Origin of the sequence: Escherichia sp. 93.1518, from assembly GCF_013368915.2 — a bacterium.
GTDB lineage: Bacteria > Pseudomonadota > Gammaproteobacteria > Enterobacterales > Enterobacteriaceae > Escherichia > Escherichia ruysiae.
Genome location: NZ_JABWMT020000105.1, coordinates 1 through 510, shown reverse-complemented (window position 1 = coordinate 510; position 510 = coordinate 1). Strand labels below are relative to the sequence as shown.

At 59.8% G+C, this 510-nt stretch carries 1 protein-coding gene and 1 pseudogene; both read right to left on the bottom strand.

Annotated elements, in window-relative coordinates; translation table 11 throughout:
- Positions 1-400 (bottom strand): tail assembly protein (locus HEN21_RS22620; protein WP_183082963.1); only part of this gene is annotated, 400 nt, incomplete at its 3' end.
- A pseudogene (locus tag HEN21_RS23240) lies at positions 397-510 on the bottom strand (phage tail protein); the annotation flags it as partial. The pseudogene HEN21_RS23240 and the gene HEN21_RS22620, both read right to left, overlap by 4 nt.

Sequence of the window (510 nt, the reverse complement as noted above, 5' to 3'; positions counted from 1 at the left end):
TTGTCTGTGTGCGGGGAGTTCTGGCTTTCGGTGCCAGCATCTGAGCCACACCGCCGAGCACCATACTGGCACCGAGAGAAAACAGAATGCCGGTCATACCACCGGCCCCAATGGCTGTCCCCCATGCTGCAAGGGTGGCTCCGGCGGTAAAGAATGATCCGGCAATGGCGGCTGCCCCCAGGACAATCTGGAATACGCCACCTGACTTGGCCCCGGCGACTCTGGGAACGATATGAATCACAGCGCCGTCAGGCAGAGCCTCATGTAACTGCGCCGTTAATCCGGACGTGCTGACATCCTGCCCGGCAATACGTACCTGATACCAGCCGTCGCTCAGTTTCTGACGAAACGAAGGGAGCTGTGTGGCCAGCGCCCGGATGGCTTCAGCCCCCGTTTTCACACGAAGGTCGATGCGGCGGCCAAATCGTTGTAAATCCCCGTAAAGGCAGATGCGTGCCATGCCCGGTGACGCCAGAGGGAGTGTGTGCGTCGCTGCCATTTGTCGGTATA